Source organism: Streptomyces sp. NPDC048411 (genome assembly GCF_040704695.1).
Classification (GTDB): Bacteria; Actinomycetota; Actinomycetes; order Streptomycetales; family Streptomycetaceae; genus Streptomyces.
Genome location: NZ_JBEZKL010000007.1, coordinates 94642 through 115497 on the forward strand (window position 1 = coordinate 94642; position 20856 = coordinate 115497).

The following is a 20856-nucleotide window of genomic DNA, read 5'->3' on the forward strand; positions in this document are numbered from 1 at the left end:
GGGACCGTCAGTTCCAGGGTGTCTCCGGCGGGCGGGCCGGAGCCGGGCCGAGAGTGGTGGTGCCCGGGCTGGAGCGGTGACCGAGACCGGTGCGGTAGGCGTCCATGGCGGCTTCGGTGCGGCCCTCGCTGCGCAGCAGGTCGCCCAGGAGCCGGCAGATGTCGGCGAGGTCGCCCGCTGCTCCTGCGCGTTCGAGCAGGGAGAGAGCGGTGACGTAGTGCTCCTCGGCGGCCTCGGCGTCACCGGATTCCTCGGCGATCAGGCCGAGCAGCCGATGGGCTCCGCCCGCGTGGACCGCGCCGCGGTCGGGATGGAGACCGCCGAGCAGGTCGCGCAACAGGGCCGCGGCCTCGTCGGCCTTGCCGCGGCGGCGAAGTACATCGGCGAGCTCCACCTCGACCTGGGAGGCGTAGAGGGCGGCGCGCTTGGAGACCAGCATGGAGTGCGCGGTGCGCAGTTCGCTCTCCGCCCTTTCCAGGTCGTCGTGCTGGGCGTGGACGTAGCCGCGCATCCAGTGGCAATGGGCGAGTTCGGTGCGCATCTGCAGTTGCTGGTAGAGCTCGGCCGCCTTGGCGAGCGCGGCATCGGCGGCCGCTGCCCGGCCCTCCGCGATGAGGGTGCGGGCCACCGAGCGGTGCATGGAGGCGACCAGCGCGGGGTCGGAGACCTGCGGAGCCAGCGCCAGGGCCAGCTCGGCGGCCTGCGCGGCGCGGGCGTGCGCCCCCAGGTCCATGTAGGGCGCGATGGAGGCGGTGTAGAGCTGGAGCAGGGCGCCGGGGTCCTGGAGGCCCGAGGTGTTCAGTTCGTCGAGGGCGCTTTCCAGCAGGTAGCAGGAGTAGCGGAGTTCGCCTGCGAGGAAGTGGGCGACCGCGCGGCCGCGTACCGCTCGGGCCCGCTCGGGCAGAGGGGCGTCGGCCAGCTGCTGCTCGGCGGCCTCGAAGTGGTCACGCGCCTGGTTGAGTTCACCCGTCTCCAGGGCGCATTCACCCAGCCCCGTGAGGGCAGTGGCCTGCTCGGTCCGGAGGCCGTACTCCTCGGCCTGGGCGAGCAGCCGCTCGTACTCCACTGCCGCATCGGTCGCGTCACCGGTGGCCAGGATCCGCTGCGCGTCGGCCAGGCGGAGTCGGATCGCGGTGGCGAGATGGCTGGGGCGCCCGGTGGAGAGCTCCTCGTGCGAGACGCCGAGCCGCTCGGCGAGGTGGCGCAGGGCCGCCTCGGAGGGCCGGACCTTTCCGGCCTCCAGGGTGGAGATGTACGCGGCCGTGTAGGAGGGTTCGGCCAGCTGGCGCTGGGTCAGTCCACGCTCCTTGCGGAGCCGCTTCACCCGCTCGCCGATCACGAGAGGGGCGTCCTGGTCCGCTGGGCGGTCCGCCCGCTCCGGTACGCCGCGCGCGGGGGATCCCGCTGCCTCGTCGGCCGCGGCTGCCCGGCCGGTCCCTGACATCGTGCCTGCTCCTCCGCTGTCGGCTGCTCGGTACGGGTGAACGTCCCACGGGCAGCAAGGACGGATGTGTGCACGGATTGTTTCCCATGGCCGGATTCTTCGGTGGGATGTGCAAGCGCAACCTTACGGCCTCCCCCGTGACAGGAGTGGGCTCCCGACGCCCTGCGACTGTGCTTGCGGCATTGCCGTCGGTCACCGACGCTCCGCGTCGACTCTTTCCTCCGCCGTGCCATCGCCGCGGTTGCCGCGCAGGTCCTGCGTACGCCGGTTCCTGCTCCGCCAACTAGGTACGTTCCCGAGTGACGTCACGGCCCGGCCGGCCCTTACTGGTCTCGTACAGGTTCGTCGGCCATACTGCCCGCCGTGGAGCAGCGCATAGATCCGAACACTCAGCCCGCGTACGCCGCAGGGACAGACCCGGCGTACATACCTGGTCTCACGGCCCCCCTCACCGTCGGGACGTCCGAGGCGGACCAGGGGAAGACCGAGGAGCCGGCGCCCGAGGATGTCGTCCCTGACGACGCCCTTGCGGAGGGTGCCCCCGGGGGCACCGTCGCCGATTCCGGCTCGGAGGACGCAAAGGACGGGGAGCAGGAGGAACACGAGAAGGACGAGAAGGGAGAGAACGGGCCCGTATTCGAGGTCAGCGACCGGCGGGGTTCGATCACCGCGGACCGTGACGGCATCCGGTTCCGGCTGGACGACCAGGAGGCCGAGTTCCACTGGGACGAGGTCGGTGCGGTCGAGGTGAAGGTCCCCCGGTTCGGGCGCCGGTTCACCGTCACCGTCCACATGTCGTCGCGCCGCTGGTTCAACGCCGAGGTCGAGGCACCCGCCAGGAGCAACCTCAAGGCGTGGGCGGAAGAACTCGACGTGGTGCTCGACGCCTACTTCGAGGAGTAGCACGGGGCGGTGGCGAAGGGCCGGCCGGAGGCGCGACCGGATCATCCCCGGCGCGGCGCACCCGGCCGACGGGGCGGCCCGGATCCGGTGCGCCGTCACCGAGACGCGGATCCGGGCCGCCCCGTCGTCACGGGGGACACGCCCCCAGCACATCGGTCGGCAGATCGATGGCCGAACGCAGTGCCATCGTCGCCGACCCGTCGCCGTCCTCGCCGCCGACCCCGGCCACCAGCACCTGGTCGATCCGCTCGATGACGCCGTGTAGGGCGTGATGCTCCTCGTCCGGCCGGTCGAGCACCGGGCCCAACTGCGGCTGAGGGCACCGCGGACAGGGGACGAGGTCCAGGTCCTCCCGTTCGTGGTGCGAAGTCGTGAGCCGGCAGTACGAGGCGCAGTAGGCGTCCGGGCCTCAAGCGCTGTCGGCTCGCGCCGAAGTCCGGCGGGCGCGGACGGCATGCCGAAGACGGCCTCGGCTCTCCGCCGTGGGGGTGCCGATTTCCCGCTCGATGACGTGCAGTCCGATGCCGCGCCGAACTTCGGCGCCGAGGGGGGCGTCGCGGTCCACGCCGGACCGCAGAAGGCGCCGATCCGATGGCCGGGCGGGCCGTTCAACGCCGTTGACGTCCGGCACGAGTTCTCGGCAGTGACCAGCTGCGGGTCGGTGATCGGAGTCGGGGTGCCGGCAGGCGTTCGTCTCCCGGCACTCCTGATCTCGATTCGCGGTTGTCGATGCGATCGATCGGCCGCTCCCGGCGGGCGGCTCAGGACCGGCCGGGGCCGACGATGCGGGCCAACGCGCGCAGCCCGGCGACGACGTCGGCGCCGGTGGGGGCCTGGTCGGGATCCGTGAGCCACTGCGTCATCAGGCCGCTGAGCAGGGCCATCTGGACGCCGCCCAGGGTGCGCGCGGCGGCGTCGTCGACCGCGTCCTCGTCGACGCCGCTGAGGATCGCCGCCAGCCCGCGCCGGCCCTCGGCCTGGCCCCCTGCGAGATAGCGGCGGAGGTCCGCGGAGTGCTCGGCCTGGGCGAGCGCCTCGATCGAGGCGAGCCACAGAGCGCGGTGCGTGCCGAAGGACTATCACCCGGTCCCACATCGCCTCGTAGCGTTCGGCGGGCGTGGCCCCGTTGGCGTGTTTCCCCCGCCACGCCGTCGTCTCGCCCCTCCTGTCCGGCCGTCATGGCGACGCCCCACGGTGAAACGGGACACCGTGGGGCGTGACCGGCCGTCGGCGGTCGGGCGTCGAGCCTCGTGGCCCAGCCCGACAGGCATGCGCGGTCATACGGAGTCCGGCTCCCGAACCCCGTGCAGCACATCGAGTACGAACGGCCAGGCGGCCGCGCCGAGTGCCGCGTCGGCGGCGGGCGAACCGCCGTACAGGAATCGGTCGGACACCGGTGCAGGGCCTTCGCCGGGCAAGCGCGGGCGGTGTCCGGCACCGGCGTGGGTGACCACTCGTACCGGCCGTCCGCCTGTGCGACGCCGGGCGGCCGGCTCTTGGGCGGAGCGCCGGCAAGGACGAGGACGCCGGTATCGCTGCCCCGTGCAGGCGCGGCGAGGAACCCCTCGCACGCGCCCTCGCGCACACCGTCGTGCGCAACGGTGAGGGCGCGTTCGATGATGCCCGTCCGCCGGTCAGACGTCAGCGAGAACCACAGAGCGGGTCAGGTGACGGGGGCTGTCCGGGTCGATGCCGGCGGCCTCGGCGCGGGCGATCGCCAGACGCTGTACGCGGACCAGCTCGGCCAGCGGGTCCAGGCCGCTCGCCACCCAGCGGGCGCCGGTCGACGCGACCTGCTCCTCAAGACCCTCGGGTGCGGTACCGAACACCCAGGTGGCGGTGCCGGTGGTGGCGATGCTGATCGGACCGTGGCGGTACTCCATCGCCGGGTAGGACTCGGTCCAGGAGAGCGACGCCTCCTTCATCTTGAGCGCGGCCTCGTTGGCGAGACCGACCGTCCAGCCCCGGCCGAGGAAGGTGAACTGGCTGCACTCCAGCAGCCCTTCGGGCAGCGGCTCGGCCAGTGCGGTCTCCGCGTCACGGACCACGGCGTCGGTGTGCAGGCCGAGGTGGGCACGGAGCAGCGTGAGCAGCGTGGTGGCGAACCGGGTCTGCACCACGGACTGCTCGTCGGCGAAGTCGAGGACGACGACATCGTCGGCGGACGTCATCACGGGGGTGTTCGGGTCGGCCGTGATCGCGACGGTACGGGTGACGCCGCGGAGACGGCCGAGCAGCTCCAGCACCTCGGTCGTCGTGCCCGAGCGGGTGAGCGCCACGACCCGGTCGTAGCTGCGGCCGAAGGGGAACTCCGATGCGGCGAACGCGTCGGACTCGCCCTGCCCGGATTCCTCGCGGAGTGCGGCGTACGCCTGGGCCATGTAGAACGAGGTGCCGCAGCCGACGACGGCGATGCGCTCGCCCGTGGCGGGCAGGGCGGCCGACTGGCTCTCTGCCAGGTCCGCGGCGCGGCGCCAGCACTCCGGCTGGCTGGCTGTCTCAATCTCGACAAACGACACTTTTACACTCCGTATGGGTGTTGGGATGCTCGTTCACGCACGTTATCCGGCTTCTGCAATCATTATCAAGCATTCTGCGTGCATGGGACTTGACTGATCGGCGCCTTGTGCGACCCTTGCGCATGTCCGGTGACACTGCCCAAGGGGATGGGCGCTCGAATCCCGGGCCTGTAAGGAGAGTTCACTTGTCCAGGGACGCCCGCTGGGACGCGCTGCTTGAGCTGGTCGGCAAACACGGCCGGGTGGAGGTCGAGGACGCGGCGACGACGCTTGACGTCTCGGCCGCGACCATCCGTCGTGACCTGGACCAGCTCGCCGAGCAGCAGCTGCTCACCCGAACCCGCGGCGGCGCCGTCGCGCACGGAGTCTCCTACGAACTGGCGTTGCGCTACAAGACGGGACGCAACGCCCCGGAGAAGCAGGCCATCGGCCGCGCCGTGTCCGAACTCGTGGCGGTGGGGGAGGTGGTGGGGCTGACCGGTGGCACCACGATCACCGAGGTCGCCCGCTCGCTGGCCGTGCGCCCCGACCTCGTCGGTGACACCGGCCCCGGGGGGCAGCCGACTCTGACGGTGGTGACCAATGCCCTCAACATCGCCAACGAGCTGGTGATACGGCCGCAGATCAAGATCGTGGTGACCGGTGGAGTGGCCCGCCCGCAGTCGTACGAGCTCACGGGGCCGCTGGCCAGTGGCGTGCTCGGCGAGATAACGCTGGATGTCGCCGTGCTGGGCGTCAACGCGATCGACACCGAGCGCGGGGCGTACGTCCACCACGAGGGCGAGGCCAGCATCAACCGGCTGCTCGCCCAGCAGGCGCAGCGGGTGGTCGTGGCCGCCGATTCCTCGAAGATCGGCAAGCGGGCCTTCGCCCGGGTCTGTGATCTCAGTCAGGTCGACTTCCTGGTCACCGACACCGGCATCACCGGCGACGCGAAGGCCCGTTTCACCGAGGCCGGCGTCACCGTCATCGCTGTGTGAGGGTGAGGCCGTCCCGCGGGATCAGGTGCGGGGCGCCGTCCACTACTGGTCGGCCCTGCCGGTGCAGTCGCGCCGGGGTCCTCGCGACCCGCTCGCTGCGTGAGGGCGGGGCACCGTACGGCGTGCCCGCCCTCGACCCCGACCTGATCGCGTACTTCGAACGCGGTCAGGTCCGCTGGAACGTCCCAGCCGGAATCCGACCGGGAAGTGCCGGACGGTGCTTCGGCCCTGTCCGACGGGTTTCACTCGCACACCGTGCACCGTGGCCCAGTGCCCTCCCGGCAGGCTCTGCCCCGTCGCGTCGCCCAGCACGCCCGCACGCACCGGACGAGCCTCCTCATGGGGCAAACACTGCCAGTCACAGCACTGGGCCACGGTGCTTCGGACCTCCGGCGGCAGCGCGCCCGGCGCCGTCATCGGAGGCCTCTCTGCGTCTGTTTTCAGCCATGCTCGGTGGGTAATCGGCGCATTCCCGTTTGGCGGCTGCCCGATCGGCCACGGCCGCGAAGCGTGACGCCGTCGGGGGAAATGAAGCCGAACGTCCGAAAGGTGTCGTGCGAGAATGCGGGTGCCCGGTCTCGTATCGTCACCGTCGCCCCGCAATCGGTGCGAGCGGGCGGCGGGTTTGCGCCAAACAGATCCCTCGGTGACCGAGTTCGAACGCGTTGCCGGATCACGGTCGGCATAATCGCGTCCATGTCGATCACGGGCGGAGACTTCGTCGAGCTGGGCCGGGACCTCTACGCGTGGCTCCCGCCGAAACGGGGCTGGGGCCTCGCGAACTGCGGTCTCCTGACGTCATCGCGTGGCGCGATCTGGATCGACACCCCGTACGACCCCGTGCTCGCCGGCCAGTTCCTGGCGGAGTCCACGAAGCGGCTGCCCGACGGCGCCGCCATCGACCGGGTGATCGTCACCCACGCCAACGGGGACCACTTCTGGGGCGCGGGCGTACTCCCGGACGCGGAGATCATCGCGACCCGCGAAGCCCGGGAACACATTCACTACGAACCCACCCCGAAGCAGCAGCACGCCCTCGTCCAGGGCAGCGATCCGGCCACCGCGCTCGGCGAGTACCTCAAGCGCCACTTCGGCCCGTTCGACTGGTCACGGACCGAACCCGTGCAGCCGACCACGTACTTCACCGGCGAGCTCGAACTGACCCTGGGGGAGTACCCCGTCCAGGTCACGGCCCTGCCCCCCGCCCACACCACGGGCGACCTCATCGTGCACCTGCCCGCTCAGCGCACCGTGTTCAGCGGCGACGTCATCTTCTCCTCCACCCCGGAGCAGCCGGGCGACCACCCGGTGCACTGGGCAGGCCCCCTCTCCCACGTGATCGCCGCCTGCGAACAGGTGCTGGCCAGCGGCGCCGAGACCATCGTCCCGGGCCACGGTCCGGTCCTCGACCCGGCCGGCGTGCGCGCACACATCGGCTACCTCGAGTACGTACGGGAACGTGCCCACGCTCTCCACGCGGCCGGGGTGCCCGCCCTGGAGGCGGCCCGCAGGGTGATCGCCGAGGGACGCCACCCCGAACTCGGCCTGGCCGAACGCCTCGTGGTGACGATCGGCAGCGAGTACCGGCAGCTCGACGGCTCCGAACTGCCCAGTGTTCTTCAGGTGATGACCGATGTCGCCGTCGTCGCTCGAGAAGCGGAGCAGTCCCGTGGGGCGGGGGTCCTCGGGGGGTGACGCCTGGATCTCCGCCCGCTCGACGTGACCGGCGGCGCGGCGCTTTCAGTACCGCAGGAGGTGTCGATCAGCCGCTGACCCGTGTCGGTGGTACGCCGAACGGGTGAGGGGCGCGAGAATTGCCGGATGAACAGCGAGTGCAGCCGGCGCAACGCCGACCGAAGCACAGACGGGGTGGTCCGGTGAGCAGGTACGACAGGTACGACGTCACGGACGAGCAGTGGGAGGGTCTGGCGCAGGTCGTACCGCTGCGCAGCCGCAACGAATGGCCGTCTCGGGTCGACCATCGCGCGGTCCCCGACGACCACGAGACCGCCGAACAGCGCCGCATGGTCGTGCTGCGCGTGCAGGTCTTCGCGGACGCGCGTGAGGTGGCCGAGTATCTGGTCGCACAGATTCCCGTGCTGCTCGATCTGACCAGCGCCGAGACCGATGTGGCCAAGCGGATCCTGGACTTCACCAGCGGTGTGGTCTTCGGGCTCGGCAGCGGAATGCACCGCGTCGATCGGAACGTGTTTCTTCTGTCGCCGGTCGGCATAGAGGTCGAGGGGGTCACGGCGGCAGGCGTCCCCCGATCGTAGGAAGGTCGTGCGGGCGGAACGGTTCGCCGGTCGACGGCGTGCGTACGGTCCGCTCATGACTGCACGCTGCCCCGACAACCCGTGGGCGACCCCAGGGGCATCAGCCGCCCGAGAAGTCCGAACCGAGGCTGTCCGAACCGAGCCTCCCCGAACCGGGGCGGCCCGTTCCGCCGGCCCCGTCGTCACCGAACTGCGGCTCTCCGCCTTCGCCTCGCACCGTGGCACCGTCCTCCCGGTGGGCCCGCTCACGCTGTTCACCGGGGCCGGTGGCAGTGGCAAGTCCAGCGCGCTGCGGGCGTACGAGGCGCTGGCCCGGCTGGGCGCGGGGGACCCGCTCGACGAGGTGTTCCCGGATCCGGCGGCGTACGTGCCCGAACGGGCCGGTCCCGACGCCCAGGGCCGTCGCGGCTTCCGGATCGGCTGCACGGCGACCGGCCCGGCAGGACCGGTCCGGCTCGACGTCGCCGTGCAGGCCGAGCCGGCCCTGCGGATCGTCGGCGAACGGCTGACCGGCGGCGGCGAGACGCTGCTGACCACCGCGCTGCGCGACCCCAGGGGCTCGACGGTCCAGGCGGCCTGGCACACGGCCGGCACCGTCCCGGTGACCCGGGCACCACTGCCGGACGACGTGCTCGGTACGGCGCTGCTGCCGCTGCGGGTCGCGGGCACGACCGAGGGACAGTTACGGGTCCTCGCCGCCGCCGAACAGATGGTCGTGGCCCTGCGCTCCGTCTTCGTGTGCGAACCGCAGCCGCAGCGGATGCGGGCGCCGGTGCCCAGCGGGGAGGGCCGGCTGCGCCGTGACTGCGACAACCTCACGGCGGTACTGGAACGGACACACACCCAGTGCGGACAGCGGCATGCCCGGCTGGTTGCGGCGGCCGCTGCCGGATGCGCGGGGTCGGTGAGGGGGCTGGGCGTCGAGCGGCTCCCGGACGGGTTGCTGCGCGCCGTGGTGGAGCGCGATGGCGGGCATCTCACCCCGGTCGAGCGGCTCGGCGACGGCGAGTTGAGGTATCTGGCGCTCGCCCTGGTCCTGCTCACCGGCCCCGGCGTGCTGGCCATGGACGCCGCGGCGGAGGTGCCGTCGGCCATGCAGACGCTCACCGTTCTGGTCGACGGGCTCGACCGGGACCTGGACGGACGACAGGTGGCGGAACTGCTGGCCCTGGCCGCGTCGGTCGGCTCGACCGGGCACCTCAGACTGGTGGGAACGGCCGCGGAGGCGGCCGCCGCACGGGCCCGCGGGACGGCCGGTGCGACGGTGGTAGACCTGGAACCGTGAACGGACTCGATGTACAGACACTGCAGCGACGGCTCGCCGCGTTCGCGGCCGCCCGTGACTGGGAGCAGTACCACACCCCGAAGAACCTGGCGGCGGCGCTCAGCGTCGAGGCGTCCGAACTGGTCGAGATCTTCCAGTGGCTGACGCCGGAGCAGTCCGCACGGGTGATGCAGGAGCCCGAGACGGCGCATCGGGTGGCGGACGAAGTCGCGGATGTGCTCGCGTATCTGCTGCAGTTCTGCGAGGTGCTGGGCATCGATGCGCTGGCGGCGCTGGCGGAGAAGATCGACAGGAACGAAGCGCGCTTCCCGGTTCCGAAGCCCCCAGGCCCTCAAGATCGTCACTCTTCGGAGTGATCGACTTCTTCACAGTCGACTTCGTGTCCACAGATTTCCGAAATCCCCTGGCCTTTCGGTACCTCTCCCCTCACTGTGGGTAATGGATGAGGTGAGCGGGTTTTCGTTCGGACGGGGGCGACGCATGGAAGCGGAGCGGCTCATAGAGGTAAGTCGGCGTGCTCTGGCGCAGAGCCGGGGCGCGCCGTCCATCATGGCGGAGGCCTGGCAGGTCCAGGCGCTGGCCCAGGCGATCGGCGAGCGGCTGGCGGCCCACGGGCCGAAGGTGCTGCGCGGCGAGGCACGGGGGCTCGGCGAGATCGGGGGGAGCGGCGGCGGGGCGCCGGACCACCCGGTGGTGCGGACCGGCACGGCGCGGGCCGCGCAGCTTGCCGAGGTTGCCGATCCCCGGGCGGCCCTGACCGGTCTCGGCGCGCTGCTGGGAGAGATGGGGATGGCTCTCGTCGCGGTGGCCTGTGACACCGGCGAGGAGAGCCTCTACTGGCAGTGCATCGAGGCGATCGATGCGGCCGACGAGGCGCTGGACCGGGTGCACGGGATGCTCCGGCTCCTCGCCGAGCAGGACCGGGAGCAGGACCGGCAGCGGGAGCGGGACGGTGCGTACGGTGCGGTGCGCGGACCGGCGGGCTCGGCGGCGGGCCAGCCGTGACGGCGGGGCGTTCGGTGGAGCGGCGCGGGACGGGTGCGAGGAATGACCGGTGCTCGGAGGTGCAGGATGGAACCATGGATCTTCGAATCTTCACCGAGCCCCAGCAAGGGGCGAGCTACGACACCCTGCTCACCGTCGCCAAGGCCGCCGAGGACCTTGGGTTCGACGCGTTCTACCGCTCCGACCACTATCTCCGCATGGGGGCTGGCGACGGGTTGCCAGGCCCGACCGACGCGTGGATCACCCTGGCCGGGCTGGCGCGGGAGACCAAGCGGATCCGGCTCGGCACGCTGATGACCGCGGGGACCTTCCGGCTCCCGGGTGTTCTCGCTATCCAGGTCGCCCAGGTCGATCAGATGTCCGGCGGACGCGTCGAACTCGGTCTGGGGGCAGGCTGGTTCGAGGAGGAGCACAAGGCGTACGGCATTCCGTTCCCCAGGGAGAAGTTCGGCCGACTGGAGGAGCAGCTGGCCATCGTCACCGGGCTGTGGGCGACCGGGATCGGCGAGAAGTTCAACTACGACGGCGCTTACTACCAGCTCACCGACTCACCCGCGCTGCCCAAGCCGGCACAGGCCAAGGTGCCGATCCTGATCGGCGGTCACGGTGTGACGCGTACACCGCGGCTGGCCGCGCAGTATGCGGACGAGTTCAACATTCCGTTCGCCTCGCTCGAGGACAGCGAGAAGCAGTTCGGCCGGGTCAGGGAAGCGGCGCAGGCGGCCGGGCGTGGTGCGGACGACCTGGTGTACTCCAACGCCCTGGTGGTCTGCGTCGGCAAGGACGACGCGGAGGTGGCCCGCCGGGCGTCGGTCATCGGGCGCGACGTGGAGGAGTTGAAGGCGAACGGGCTCGCGGGCTCGCCCGCCGAGGTGGTCGACAAGATCGGCCGGTACGGCGAGATCGGGGCGTCGCGGATCTACCTCCAGATCCTCGACCTGAACGATCTGGAGCACTTGGAGCTGATCTCCTCGCAGATCCAGTCCCAGCTGAACTGACCGACGAAGCTGCAGGAGCAGCCACGACCGGAAGGAACACCTGTGCAACCCGCCCGCCCGCTGGCCGCCGTGCTCGCCGAGTCCACCGTCCTCCTCGACGGAGGTCTCTCCAACCAACTGGAGGCGCAGGGCTGCGACCTGTCCGACGAACTGTGGTCGGCTCGGTTGCTGGTCGACGAGCCACGACAGATCGAGGCCGCGCACCGGGCGTATGTGCGGGCGGGTGCGCAGGTGCTCATCACCTCCGGCTACCAGGCGACGTACGAGGGGTTCGCGCGGCGGGGGATCGGCCGGGCCCGGGCGACGGAGCTCTTCGCCCGCAGCGTGGAGCTGGCCCGGCGGGCCGGTGGGGCGGCGGACCGGGAGGTCTGGGTCGCCGGCTCCGTCGGCCCGTACGGGGCGATGCTCGCGGACGGCAGCGAGTACCGCGGGCGGTACGGCCTCTCGGTGCGGGAGCTGGAGCGCTTCCACCGGCCCCGGATCGAGGCGCTGGCCGCCGCAGGCCCCGATGTGCTGGCGCTGGAGACGGTGCCGGACACCGACGAGGCGGAGGCGCTGCTGCGGGTGGTCGACGACTACGGGCTGCCGGTCTGGCTCTCGTACAGCGTGGCGGGGGACCGGACCCGGGCGGGGCAGCCGCTGGAGACGGCGTTCGGGCTCGCCGCCGGGCACGACCGGGTGGTGGCCGTGGGGGTGAACTGCTGCGATCCGGTAGACGCGGACCGGGCGGTGGTGACGGCGGCCGAGGTGACCGGGAAGCCGGTCGTCGTCTACCCGAACAGCGGGGAGCGGTGGGACGCCGAGGGCCGGGGTTGGACCGGTGGTGCCACGTTCGACCCCCGCCGGGTGAGGGGCTGGCAGGATGCCGGTGCCCGGCTGGTCGGCGGCTGCTGTCGGGTCGGTCCCGGACCGATCGCGGAACTGGCCGGGCTGATTGCGGCGGGACGGACGGCGCGGGGGTCGGGGAGCGGGCCGGCGCGTGGCACGGACCGTGGGACGGGAGAGGCGACAGCACCGTAGACACGACGAAAATGCCTGGTGGGGGGCGAGTGATCCCGACCATACTCGGACGTGTGTTCCTGACCATCAGTACGACCGGCACCCCTGAGCGCCCCGCGACCGATCTCGGCTTCCTGCTGCACAAGCATCCCGAGAAGGCGCAGGCGTTCTCCACCTCCCACGGCACCGCGCATGTCTTCTATCCCGAGGCATCCGCCGAGCGCTGCACGGCCGCCCTGCTGCTGCAGGTGGATCCCGTGGCGCTCGTGCGCCGGGGCAAGGGCAAGGGCCGCGGCGGCGCCCCCGACGCGGCGCTCGCGCAGTACGTCAACGACCGGCCGTACGCGGCGTCCTCGCTGCTCTCCGTCGCGATGAGCACCGTCTTCAAGTCCGCTCTGAAAGGCGTGTGCCGGGCCCTGCCCGAGCGCGCGGCGGCGCCCCTGCCGCTCAGGATCGAGGTGCCCGCGCTCCCGGCGCGCGGTGGTGCGGAGCTCGTGACGAAGCTCTTCGGTCCGCTCGGCTGGACGAGCGTGGACGCGGTGGCCGTACCGCTGGACGCGCAGTTCCCGGAGTGGGGCGACTCGCGGTACGTACGGCTGGTGCTGGAGGGCGAGTTGCGGCTCGCGGACGCGCTGCGGCAGCTGTACATCCTGCTGCCGGTGCTCGACGACGCCAAGCATTACTGGGTCGCGCCCGACGAGGTGGACAAGCTGCTGCGGGCCGGTGACGGCTGGCTGGCCGACCACCCGGAGCAGAAGCTGATCACCAGCCGCTATCTCTCCCGGCGCTGGGGGCTGACCCGGCAGGCGATGGAACGGCTCGAACTGGTACGGCTCGCCGAGCTGGACGACCTGGCGGTGGAGTCCGTCGACAACGCCGTGGACGAGACGACGGACACCGAGGAGAAGCCGGTGCCGCTCGCCGAGCAGCGGCGCGAAGCGATCCTGGAGGCGCTGCGGGCCGCCGGGGCGAGCCGGGTGCTGGACCTGGGCTGCGGACAGGGCCAGTTGGTGCAGGCACTGCTGAAGGACGTGCGCTTCACGGAGATCGTCGGCGTCGACGTCTCGATGCGCGCTCTGACCATCGCCTCGCGCCGGCTGAAGCTGGACCGGATGGGCGAGCGCCAGGCCGGCCGCGTCACGCTGCGGCAGGGCTCGCTCACGTACACCGACAAGCGGCTGGGCGGGTATGACGCGGCCGTGCTCAGCGAGGTCATCGAGCACCTCGACCTGCCGAGGCTGCCCGCGCTGGAGTACGCGGTGTTCGGCTCGGCCCGGCCGCGGACGGTGCTCGTGACGACGCCGAACGTGGAGTACAACGTCCGCTGGGAGAGCCTCCCCGCCGGGCATGCGCGCCACGGCGACCACCGCTTCGAATGGACCAGGGCCGAGTTCCGGGGCTGGGCGCAGGAAGTGGCGCAGCGGCACGGATACGGAGTCGGCTTCGTGCCGGTGGGACCCGACGACCCCGAGGTGGGTCCGCCCACACAGATGGCCGTGTTCACGAAGACCGCTGAGGACGACACGAAGAAGAAGGGGGCGAAGGCAGCATGACCGACAACGACACCGAGAAGAGCACCGACGTGCACCGCACGCTGCCGGTGACCGACCTTTCCCTCGTCGTGCTCATCGGGGCCAGCGGTTCCGGCAAGTCCACTTTCGCGCGCAAGCATTTCAAGCCCACCGAGGTCATCTCCTCGGACTTCTGCCGCGGCCTCGTCGCAGACGACGAGAACGACCAGAGCGCGAGCGGTGACGCCTTCGACGTCCTGCATTACCTCGTGGGCAAGCGGCTCGCCGCGGGACGGCTGACCGTCGTCGACGCCACCAATGTCCAGGCCGAGAGCCGCAGGCAGCTGGTGCAGCTGGCCCGGACCCACGACGTGCTGCCGATCGCGATCGTCCTCGACCTGCCCGAAGAGGTCTGCCAGGCGCGCAACGCCACCCGCCCCGACCGCGCCGACATGCCCCGCCATGTCGTCCAGCGCCACCGCCGCGAGCTGCGCCGTTCGCTGCGCGGCCTGGAGCGCGAGGGGTTCCGCAAGGTGCACGTCCTGCGCACCGAGGAGGAGGCCGACCACGCCGACGTGGTGCTGGAGCGCCGCTACAACGACCTGCGTCATCTCACCGGGCCGTTCGACATCATCGGTGACATCCACGGCTGCAGCTCCGAGCTGGAGACCCTGCTCGGCAAGCTCGGTTATGCCGACGGCGCGCACCCGGAAGGGCGCACGGCGGTCTTCGTCGGCGACCTCGTGGACCGCGGCCCCGACAGCCCCGGCGTGCTGCGCCGCGTCATGTCCATGGTGGCGGCGGGGAACGCCCTGTGCGTGCCGGGGAACCACGAGAACAAGCTCGGCCGCTACCTCAAGGGCCGCCAGGTCCAGCACACCCATGGGCTCGCCGAGACCATCGAGCAGCTGGACCGTGAGGATGCCAGGGACCCGGCCTTCCGCGAGCAGGTACGGGAGTTCATCGACGGGCTCGTCAGCCACTACGTGCTGGACGGAGGGAAGCTGGTCGTCTGCCACGCCGGGCTGCCCGAGAAGTACCACGGGCGCACGTCCGGACGGGTCCGCTCGCACGCGCTGTACGGGGACACCACCGGCGAGACCGACGAGTTCGGCCTGCCCGTGCGCTACCCGTGGGCGGAGGAGTACCGCGGCCGTGCCGCCGTGGTCTATGGCCACACCCCGGTGCCCAGCACCTCCTGGGTCAACAACACCCTCTGCCTGGACACGGGTGCGGTCTTCGGCGGGAAGATGACCGCGCTGCGCTGGCCGGAGCGCGAACTCGTCGACGTACCTGCCGAGAAGGTCTGGTACGAGCCCGCGAGACCGCTCGTCACCGAGGCTCCCGGGGGCCGCGAGGGGCGTCCGCTCGACCTGGCCGATGTGCAGGGCCGACGGATCGTGGAGACCCGGCACATGGGCCGCATCGCGGTGCGCGAGGAGAACGCCGCGGCGGCGCTCGAAGTGATGAGCCGGTTCGCCGTCGACCCGCGGCTGCTCGGCTACCTCCCGCCGACGATGGCGCCCACCGCGACCTCCCACGAGGAGGGCTTCCTGGAGCACCCCGCCGAGGCCTTCGCGCAGTACCGGGCCGATGGGGTCGCCCAGGTCGTGTGCGAGGAGAAGCACATGGGCTCGCGGGCGGTGGCCCTGGTCTGCCGTGACGCGGACGCGGCCCGCGAGCGGTTCGGGGTCGAGGGGCCGACCGGGGCGTTGCACACCCGCACCGGACGGCCGTTCCTCGACGACGCCGCTGTGACCGAGGAGATCCTCGGCAGACTGCGCACGGCCGTCGCCGCCGCCGGACTCTGGGAGGAGTGGGACACCGACTGGGTGCTGTTGGACGCCGAGCTGATGCCCTGGTCCCTCAAGGCGGGCGGGCTGCTGCGCGCACAGTACGCGGCGGTCGGCGCCGCGTCCGGTGCCGTACTCCCCGAGGTCGAGGCGGCACTCGCGGCAGCGGCGGACCGCGGGGTGGACGTCGCCGACCTGGCCGCCCGTCAGCAGGACCGGACGGCCGACGCCGCGGCGTTCACCGAGGCCTACCGGCGCTACTGCTGGTCCACCGAGGGCCTGGACGGGGTGCGGATCGCCCCGTTCCAGATCCTTGCCGTGCAGGGGCGCTCACTGGCCGCCGTACCGCATGACGAGCAGCTGGCCTGGGTGGACCGGATGGTGGAGCACGACCCCACAGGCCTGCTCCAGGTCACCCGCCGGCTCGTCGTGGACACCGGCGACGAGGCGTCGGTCCGCGCGGGTACCGACTGGTGGCTGGAGATGACCGGCCGCGGCGGCGAAGGCATGGTCGTCAAGCCCCTTGCCGCGCTCGTGCGCGACGAGAAGGGCAGGCTGGTCCAGCCGGGCATCAAGGTGCGCGGCCGGGAGTACCTCCGGATCATCTACGGCCCCGAGTACACGCGTCCGGAAAATCTGGAGCGGCTGCGCTCCCGGTTCCTGGGCCACAAGCGGTCGCTGGCGCTCCGTGAGTACGCACTGGGTCTCGAGGCCCTGGACCGGCTGGCCGAGGGCGAGCCGCTGTGGCGTGTCCACGAGGCAGTGTTCGCGGTGCTCGCCCTGGAGTCGGAGCCCGTCGACCCGAGGCTCTGACCGCAGCCGGACCGCGCTGGAACGCGTTGCCGGACCCGGCAGCGGATTCGGTGGCGAACTCGGTGGCGATTCGCCGGGTGAACGGCGCTCCGCGCGGTGAGGATGGAGGCATGGGATTCCATGTCGACTCCGAGGCCGGGCGGCTGCGCCGCGTCATCCTGCACCGCCCCGATCTGGAACTGAAGCGGCTCACCCCCAGCAACAAGGACGCGCTCCTCTTCGACGACGTGCTGTGGGTGCGCCGCGCCCGGCAGGAGCACGACGGCTTCGCGGACGTCCTGCGCGACCGCGGAGTGGAGGTGCACCTCTTCGGCGATCTGCTGCGTGAGTCCCTGGACATCCCCGTGGCCAAGCGGCTCGTCCTCGACCGGGTCTTCGACGAGAAGGAGTACGGCCCGCTCGCCACCGAACACCTGCGGGCCGCCTTCGAGGAGCTGTCCACCGCCGAGCTGGCCGAGGCGCTGGTCGGCGGGATGACGAAGCGGGAGTTCCTGGAGCGGCACAGCGAGCCGACATCGGTCCGCTTCCATGTCATGGACCCGGACGACTTCCTGCTCGGTCCGCTGCCCAACCACCTCTTCACCCGGGACACCTCCGCCTGGATATACGACGGGGTGTCCATCAACGCGATGCGCTGGCCGGCCCGGCAGCGCGAGACCGTCCACTTCGAGGCGATCTACCGCCATCACCCCCTCTTCACCGGCTCCGAGGCGGGAGCCTTCCACCACTGGTCGGAGGGGCAGGACGACTATCCGTCCACCATCGAGGGCGGCGACGTCCTGGTCATCGGACAGGGCGCCGTCCTGATCGGGATGAGCGAGCGCACCACCCCGCAGGCGGTGGAGATGCTGGCCCGCGGACTGTTCGACGCCGGTTCCGCCCGGACGATCGTGGCGCTCGACATGCCCAAGAAGCGGGCGTTCATGCACCTCGACACGGTGATGACGATGATCGACGGCGATACGTTCACCCAGTACGCGGGGCTGGGCATGCTCCGCTCGTACACCATCGAGCCCGGCAGCGGACCGCGGGAGCTCAAGGTCACCGACCATCCGCCCGAGCACATGCACCGGGCCATCGCGGCGGCGCTGGGCCTGGACTCGATCCGGGTCCTCACCGCCACCCAGGACGTGCACGCGGCCGAGCGCGAGCAGTGGGACGACGGTTGCAATGTGCTGGCCGTCGAGCCGGGCGTCGTCGTCGCGTACGAGCGCAACGCCACCACCAACACCTATCTGCGCAAGCAAGGCATCGAGGTCATAGAGATCCGCGGCAGCGAACTCGGCCGGGGCAGGGGCGGTCCCCGCTGCATGAGCTGCCCAGTGGTCCGCGATGCGGTGTAGGCACGGGGGAGCGCGCGACCGGACGGGGGAACACGGGACCGCGCGGGTGTACGGAGGGGGGGCGGCCACGAGCATTCCGTATAGCAATGCGGTCTCTCGTATAGACTTCCAGGGAACTGTACGTGCGACCCCCGCCCGACCCAGGAGCAGCCACCATGGCCATAGACCTCGCAGGCCGCCACTTCCTCAAGGAGCTGGACTTCACGGCCGAGGAGTTCCGCGGCCTGATCGACCTGGCCGCCGAGCTCAAGGCGGCCAAGAAGTCGGGTACGGAGGTACAGCGGCTGCGCGGCAAGAACATCGCGCTGATCTTCGAGAAGACCTCGACCCGCACGCGCTGCGCCTTCGAGGTCGCCGCGGCCGACCAGGGTGCCTCGACCACGTACCTCGACCCCTCGGGCTCGCAGATGGGCCACAAGGAGTCGGTGAAGGACACCGCCCGCGTACTCGGCCGGATGTTCGACGGCATCGAGTACCGCGGTGACAGTCAGGCGGCCGTCGAGGAGCTCGCGGCGTACGGCGGGGTCCCCGTCTTCAACGGGCTCACCGACGACTGGCACCCGACCCAGATGCTCGCCGATGTCCTCACGATGACCGAGCACAGCGACAAGCCGCTGGAGCGGATCGCCTTCGCCTACCTCGGCGACGCCCGCTTCAACATGGGCAACTCGTACCTGGTCACCGGTGCGCTGCTGGGCATGGACGTCCGGATCGTCGCCCCGAGGTCATACTGGCCGGCCGAGGAGATCGTTGCGCAGGCCCGCAAGCTCGCCGAGGCCGGCGGTGCGACCGTCACCCTCACCGAGGACGTCGCCGAGGGCGTCCGCGGTGCCGACTTCGTCGCCACCGACGTCTGGGTCTCCATGGGTGAGCCCAAGGAGGTCTGGGCCGAGCGCATCACGGCGCTCGCGCCGTACGCCGTCACCATGGACGTCCTGAACGCCACGGGGAACGCCGACGTGAAGTTCCTGCACTGCCTCCCGGCCTACCACGACCTCGGTACCGAGGTCGCCCGCGAGATCCATGCCGCCCACGGGCTGACCGAGCTGGAAGTCACCGACGAGGTCTTCGAGTCCGCGCACTCGATCGTCTTCGACGAGGCCGAGAACCGGATGCACACGATCAAGGCCGTCCTGGTGGCGACCCTGGCCGCCGCCTGACGGGTCGCCGGTCAGGTTCTGCATGAAAATGCGCCCGATTGGGTGAACATGCGGGCAATTGGTTACAGTGGTTCTACTTGGTGGGGTTCGAGCTCGCGGGCTCGGACCCCATTGTCGTATCTGACGCGTCCCCCCACCGAGCCGGCCGGAGCCCCCCACCAGTTCCGTGTGCGCGCCCCCCACATGCTCCACCAGAGAAGAGATCATCCCCGTGAGTCCGCTCCGCCCGCAGAGCCTGTCGCCCCGGCCGGGACTGCGCATCAAGAGCCCCACCCAGCTGGTCGCCGAATCCGGCGCCGACCTGGAGGGGCACGGCCTCAAGCGCACCATGGGGCTGTTCCAGCTCGTGTGCTTCGGCATCGGCGCCATCGTGGGAACCGGCATCTTCGTCGGCCTCTCCGACAGCGTTGCCGAGGCCGGTCCCGCCGTCGTCGTCTCCTTCGTCCTCGCCGCGATCACCTGCATCTTCACCGCGTTCTCCTTCGCCGAGCTGGGCGGCGCCATCCCGGTCTCCGGCAGCTCCTACTCCTTCGCCTACGCCACCCTCGGCGAACGCGCCGCGTTCCTCGTCGGCTGGTGCCTGCTGCTGGAGTACGGCGTCTCGGTCTCCGCGGTCGCGGTCGGCTGGAGCCAGTACGTCAACGAGCTGCTGAACAGCCTCGTCGGCTGGCACCTGCCCGCCGCCCTGTCCGCCGGGCCCGGCGACGGCGGCGTGATCAACCTCCCCGCCGTCGTGGTGATCATGATGGCCGCCACCCTGCTGGTGCGCGGCGTCCGGGAGAGCGCGGGCGCCACGGCCGCGATGGCCGTCCTCAAGATCGGCATCCTGATCGCCTTCTGCGCCATCGCATTTACCGCGTTCGAGGCAGGTCACCTCTCGCCGTTCGCCACCCACGGCGTAGCCGGGATCACCTCCGGCGCCTCGCTGGCGTTCTTCTCGTACATCGGCTTCGACGCCATCACCACTGCCGGCGAAGAGGTCAAGAACCCCCGCCGGAACATCCCGATCGCGATCATGATCTGCATCGGCGTCGCCACCCTGCTCTACTGCGCGGTCGCCCTGACCGCCATCGGGGCACTCGGCGCGGACGCCGTCTCCAACAAACCGGCCGCGCTCTCGCTGATCGTCGACCAGGTCACCGACTCGACCGTCGGCGGCGGCATCGTGGCCTTCGGTGCGGTCGTCGCCATCGCGTCTGTCGTGCTCGCGGTGATGTACGGGCAGACCCGCATCCTGATGTCGATGTCCCGCGACGGCCTGGTCCCGCGGGTTTTCGAACGTGTCTCGCCGCGGACCGCGACGCCCGTCGCCAACACCTGGATCGTCGCCGTCGTCTTTGCCGTTCCGGCGGCCTTCGCGTCCCTCGGCGCGGTGGTGAACCTGACCACCATCGGCACGCTCGCCACCATGGTGGCGGTCAATGTCGCGGTGATCGCGCTGCGCCGCAGCCACCCCGGGTTGAAGCGTTCCTTCCGGGTGCCGCTCTATCCGGCCAGCCCGATCCTGGGCGTCGGCTTCTGCCTCTACCTGATGTACGGGACGGGCTGGGCGACCTGGGTGCAGTTCGCGCTCTTCCTGCTGGTCGGCGCGGCGGTGTACGCCTGCTACGGGCGACGCCGGTCGCGGCTGGCCGGTGCGGAGCGGGCCTGAGAGCGCCCGCCGGCCACGGCACTAGTGCGTGTTTCGAAAGGAGCGTCGTCCGCCCGTAGGGCGGGCCTGGTGGCGTCTGGTGCGTGCGATCGCAAGGCGGAGGGTCGCCCCGATACTGGGCGTATCGGGGCGAGCCCGACAACGCGGCGAGTGTGCGTGCCAGGCGCCGCCTGGCA

At 71.1% G+C, this 20856-nt stretch carries 18 protein-coding genes; 14 read left to right on the forward strand and 4 right to left on the reverse strand.

Annotated elements, in window-relative coordinates; genetic code table 11:
• Positions 1-7 precede the first annotated feature (7 nt).
• Positions 8-1444, reverse strand: a complete 1437-nt coding sequence (locus AB0915_RS04825) for a helix-turn-helix transcriptional regulator (RefSeq protein ID WP_366689720.1) — start codon at positions 1442-1444, stop codon at positions 8-10.
• 363 nt (positions 1445-1807) lie between these two features.
• On the opposite strand from AB0915_RS04825, the gene AB0915_RS04830 reads away from it, so the two are divergent.
• Positions 1808-2347 carry a hypothetical protein gene (locus tag AB0915_RS04830; protein WP_366689721.1) on the forward strand — a complete coding sequence of 180 codons (540 nt, stop codon included), beginning with the start codon at positions 1808-1810 and terminating at the stop codon, positions 2345-2347.
• A gap of 127 nt (positions 2348-2474) precedes the next feature.
• Here the strand turns inward: AB0915_RS04830 and AB0915_RS04835 are convergent, their stop codons facing one another.
• The 3 genes from AB0915_RS04835 to AB0915_RS04845 form a co-directional block, all read right to left on the reverse strand.
• The gene (locus AB0915_RS04835; protein WP_366689722.1) at positions 2475-2645 is read right to left on the reverse strand and encodes a hypothetical protein; all 171 of its coding nucleotides are present in this window, start codon (positions 2643-2645) and stop codon (positions 2475-2477) included.
• 463 nt (positions 2646-3108) lie between these two features.
• Positions 3109-3402: a hypothetical protein gene (locus AB0915_RS04840; protein ID WP_366689740.1), complete on the reverse strand. Its 294-nt coding sequence runs from the start codon at positions 3400-3402 to the stop codon at positions 3109-3111.
• A gap of 579 nt (positions 3403-3981) precedes the next feature.
• Positions 3982-4866 (reverse strand): SIS domain-containing protein, encoded by an 885-nt coding sequence (locus tag AB0915_RS04845; RefSeq protein ID WP_366689723.1) that lies wholly within the window; start codon positions 4864-4866, stop codon positions 3982-3984.
• Positions 4867-5051: 185 nt separating this feature from the next.
• On the opposite strand from AB0915_RS04845, the gene AB0915_RS04850 reads away from it, so the two are divergent.
• The 13 genes from AB0915_RS04850 (at position 5052) to AB0915_RS04910 (ending at position 20680) form a co-directional block, all read left to right on the forward strand.
• Positions 5052-5846 (forward strand): DeoR/GlpR family DNA-binding transcription regulator, encoded by a 795-nt coding sequence (locus AB0915_RS04850; protein ID WP_366689724.1) that lies wholly within the window; start codon positions 5052-5054, stop codon positions 5844-5846.
• A gap of 696 nt (positions 5847-6542) precedes the next feature.
• Positions 6543-7541 (forward strand): MBL fold metallo-hydrolase, encoded by a 999-nt coding sequence (locus tag AB0915_RS04855; protein ID WP_366689725.1) that lies wholly within the window; start codon positions 6543-6545, stop codon positions 7539-7541.
• A 182-nt stretch (positions 7542-7723) separates the two neighbouring features.
• Complete coding sequence (sepF, locus tag AB0915_RS04860; protein WP_366136485.1) at positions 7724-8122, forward strand: cell division protein SepF; 399 nt, start codon at positions 7724-7726, stop codon at positions 8120-8122.
• Between the two features lie 7 nt (positions 8123-8129).
• Positions 8130-9407, forward strand: coding sequence for an ATP-binding protein (locus tag AB0915_RS04865; protein WP_366689726.1), 1278 nt, complete (start codon positions 8130-8132; stop codon positions 9405-9407).
• Positions 9404-9763, forward strand: coding sequence for a nucleotide pyrophosphohydrolase (locus tag AB0915_RS04870; RefSeq protein ID WP_366689727.1), 360 nt, complete (start codon positions 9404-9406; stop codon positions 9761-9763). Before AB0915_RS04865 ends, AB0915_RS04870 begins: the two co-directional genes overlap by 4 nt.
• A gap of 124 nt (positions 9764-9887) precedes the next feature.
• Positions 9888-10412, forward strand: a complete 525-nt coding sequence (locus AB0915_RS04875) for a DUF6099 family protein (protein WP_366689728.1) — start codon at positions 9888-9890, stop codon at positions 10410-10412.
• A gap of 74 nt (positions 10413-10486) precedes the next feature.
• Positions 10487-11410, forward strand: a complete 924-nt coding sequence (locus AB0915_RS04880) for an LLM class F420-dependent oxidoreductase (RefSeq protein ID WP_366689729.1) — start codon at positions 10487-10489, stop codon at positions 11408-11410.
• Positions 11411-11452: 42 nt separating this feature from the next.
• Entirely contained in the window at positions 11453-12430 is a 978-nt protein-coding gene (gene mmuM, locus AB0915_RS04885; protein ID WP_366689730.1) for a homocysteine S-methyltransferase, read from the forward strand.
• Between the two features lie 53 nt (positions 12431-12483).
• Positions 12484-13962 (forward strand): 3' terminal RNA ribose 2'-O-methyltransferase Hen1, encoded by a 1479-nt coding sequence (locus tag AB0915_RS04890; RefSeq protein WP_366689731.1) that lies wholly within the window; start codon positions 12484-12486, stop codon positions 13960-13962.
• Positions 13959-16526: a polynucleotide kinase-phosphatase gene (locus tag AB0915_RS04895; RefSeq protein ID WP_366689732.1), complete on the forward strand. Its 2568-nt coding sequence runs from the start codon at positions 13959-13961 to the stop codon at positions 16524-16526. Before AB0915_RS04890 ends, AB0915_RS04895 begins: the two co-directional genes overlap by 4 nt.
• 110 nt (positions 16527-16636) lie before the next feature.
• Positions 16637-17869 carry an arginine deiminase gene (locus tag AB0915_RS04900; RefSeq protein ID WP_366689733.1) on the forward strand — a complete coding sequence of 411 codons (1233 nt, stop codon included), beginning with the start codon at positions 16637-16639 and terminating at the stop codon, positions 17867-17869.
• Between the two features lie 155 nt (positions 17870-18024).
• A complete protein-coding gene (gene argF, locus AB0915_RS04905) occupies positions 18025-19029 on the forward strand; it encodes an ornithine carbamoyltransferase (RefSeq protein WP_366689734.1) in 1005 nt (334 codons plus the stop codon).
• 211 nt (positions 19030-19240) lie between these two features.
• Entirely contained in the window at positions 19241-20680 is a 1440-nt protein-coding gene (locus AB0915_RS04910) for an amino acid permease (protein WP_366689735.1), read from the forward strand.
• Positions 20681-20856: the final 176 nt, after the last annotated feature.